The following is a 2700-nucleotide window of genomic DNA, read 5'->3' as shown; positions in this document are numbered from 1 at the left end:
TCCAGAATTATAGCATGTCTTTTACCGAACCTTGGTTTGGAGGCAAAAAACCAAATGCTTTAAGTTTTAGCTTCAACCACTCTGTACAAAGACAGTTGAATTTTTACAGTACAACCAATTTCGGTGAAGAACTGGGATCTTTCAAAATCACCGGTGCTTCCATTGGCTTGGCAAAAAGGGTTACCTGGCCGGATGATTACTTCCAGATCAGTAACAGCCTCCAGTTTCAGAATTATAATTTTGATGAATATGGAAATTACTTTGGCTTAAGCTTTAATACTGGTAATGCGAAAAGTGTGGCCTTGAACACCACCATATCCAGAAACAACCTGGATCAGGCCATTTACCCTAGATTTGGTTCTAACATTACCTTGAGTGCCTCACTCACCCCACCTTATGCAGCCCTTAACAAAGGCCTGACAAGTGAATCAACTGATCAGGAGAAATACCAATGGCTGGAATACCACAAATGGATGTTTGATGGGTCTTTTTACACTCCTGTAATGGGATCTAACAAACTGGTTCTGAGCGCGCGAACTCACCTGGGTTTCTTAGGTTCCTATGGGAACAAAACAGGTATAATACCTCTTGAACGTTTTGTTTTGGGTGGTGATGGTATGAACATGATGAACTTCGCATTGGGTCAAGAAATTATTGGTCTGAGAGGTTATGAAAACCAATCCATTACCCCTGGAAAAGAATTTAGAAATCAACCCAATGCACCTGTAGCTTATGGTGGTGTGGTTTATAACAAACATGTAATGGAACTCCGTTTCCTTGTATCTCCTAATCCTTCTGCTACCATCTTCTTACTTGGTTTTGCAGAGGCAGGAAATAACTGGGGAAATTATCAAGATTATAACCCCTATGATCTGAAAAAATCTGCCGGTTTTGGTGCGAGGATATTCATGCCGGCTTTTGGTTTATTAGGTATCGATTGGGGTTATGGATTTGATGGAGTTTCAACAACAAGTGATCCAAACCCAGGACCAAGTGGTGGAATGTTTCACTTTACCATTGGTCAACAATTCAGATAATTATGGAAAAGTCCCTGAAATTGTTATTTTTGCTAACCTTTTTGCCCATTGTGTTAATGGGGCAGAAATTAGGCTATGTTGATACAGAATATATTCTCAACAAGCATCCGGATTACAAAAAGATTCAGGGAGAAATGGAAGCTTTAAGTTCGGAATGGAAAAAAGAGGCACAAAATTTGGAGGAGGAGATACAACAGATGTACAGTGACCTCCAAGGTGAGCAGGTTTTGCTTACCGAAGAAATGTACCAGGAAAGACTGGAACTAATAAGAGAAAAACAAAAAGAGGCCCGGGCCTTCAATAACAGAATATTTGGTGAAAATGGGCAACTGTACCAGAAACAAGCAGAACTGCTGCAGCCGCTCCAATCGACCATCTATGATGCCATTGACAGGGTCTCTAAGCGAAATGGCATTGCCATTTTATTTGACAAAGCATCAAGTCCTACGTCCATAATTTATACGGACCCAAGACATGATTACTCGGATTTTATCATAGAAGAATTAGGATTAGAAGAAAACAATTAAAATTAACAAAGTTTAACAATTATGAAAGCAAGAATTTTCCTATCAGCAATTGCCCTCTTTTGCTTTGGATTTGTAGCAAATGCACAAGAAGTCAAAATTGGATATACCAATGTAGAGTATATCATGAGCTTGATGCCGGAGATGGAGCAAATAGACGCTGATATCAAAGACTATAGCAACCAGTTGGGTCAACAAATCCAAACGAAAAGTACAGATTTTCAAAGACAAGCACAGGCTTTTCAGCAAGCGGCACCTAATATGACAGAGGATGCAAGGAATACGAAGCAACAAGAACTTCAAAAATTGCAACAAGAAATCCAGAAGTTTGAGCAGGATGCCCAAGCAGGTTACCAAAGAAAACTTCAGGAGTTGTTAGAGCCTGTACAAACCAAGGTTTACAACGCTATTAATTCAGTAGCAGCAGAACATAATTATACACATATCTTATCTGAGTCTGCAGGTCAGGCACCAGTGATTTTGTATACCAAAGACAATGATCCATTTACAGATCTAGTTTTGGCCAAGTTAGGTGTTGAAGCGCCGGCCGATCCGGCCGCTAATTAACTAGCCAATTAAAAAATTTTATGCCCGGTTGCTTTATAGTGACCGGGCTTTTTTATTTTTGATCTTTAAAAATATATTAAGCGTATGAAATGGAAATTTTTGATTGTTTGTTTTATAGCCACTTCTCCTCTGTTCGCACAGGATGAAATTCCCTATGATCTAGAAGCTGTAGAAGTGATGCTGGATGCCGAAGTTAATGGCTATCGATCTTTTAAATATGCAATAAAAAACAATGGGCCGGAAGCTGCTCCGGCAGGGAGTTACCGTGTTTTTCTAAAAGTGAATGGTAAAATGATCAGTTTTGATACCAAAACTTCTACCATTGATGCAGGAAAATCTATCATTTATTCCTCAGGAGAAAAGTTTCGTGCCAATCAGCCTGGTAAAAAATTAAAATACCGCCTGATTATCAATACCAAGGATAACAAAAAAAGCAACAATAAACTTAAAGGAGAGATTATCCTTTGACTTGTAATGCTTCTCTGAATAAATTTGATCCTAGAAAAACTTACTCTAATTAGGGCTTCTTGCTGATTTATTAATTACTTGATAACCAGCGGAATAATTAACAA

The 2700-nt window shown here is 38.7% G+C and carries 4 protein-coding genes; all 4 read left to right on the top strand.

Features of this window, described 5'->3' with window-relative positions; genetic code table 11:
• On the top strand, positions 1-1037 hold a 1037-nt coding region (locus AAC037_RS23245), incomplete at its 5' end, for a BamA/TamA family outer membrane protein (RefSeq protein ID WP_339905990.1).
• Positions 1038-1039: 2 nt separating this feature from the next.
• Positions 1040-1564 carry an OmpH family outer membrane protein gene (locus AAC037_RS23240; protein WP_303613415.1) on the top strand — a complete coding sequence of 175 codons (525 nt, stop codon included), beginning with the start codon at positions 1040-1042 and terminating at the stop codon, positions 1562-1564.
• 21 nt (positions 1565-1585) lie between these two features.
• Positions 1586-2128 (top strand): OmpH family outer membrane protein, encoded by a 543-nt coding sequence (locus tag AAC037_RS23235; protein WP_339905988.1) that lies wholly within the window; start codon positions 1586-1588, stop codon positions 2126-2128.
• A gap of 84 nt (positions 2129-2212) precedes the next feature.
• Positions 2213-2596 carry a hypothetical protein gene (locus AAC037_RS23230; RefSeq protein ID WP_339905987.1) on the top strand — a complete coding sequence of 128 codons (384 nt, stop codon included), beginning with the start codon at positions 2213-2215 and terminating at the stop codon, positions 2594-2596.
• Positions 2597-2700: the final 104 nt, after the last annotated feature.

Source organism: uncultured Cyclobacterium sp., from assembly GCF_963976465.1.
Classification (GTDB): Bacteria; Bacteroidota; Bacteroidia; order Cytophagales; family Cyclobacteriaceae; genus Cyclobacterium.
This window is presented reverse-complemented; position numbering and strand designations above follow the sequence as displayed.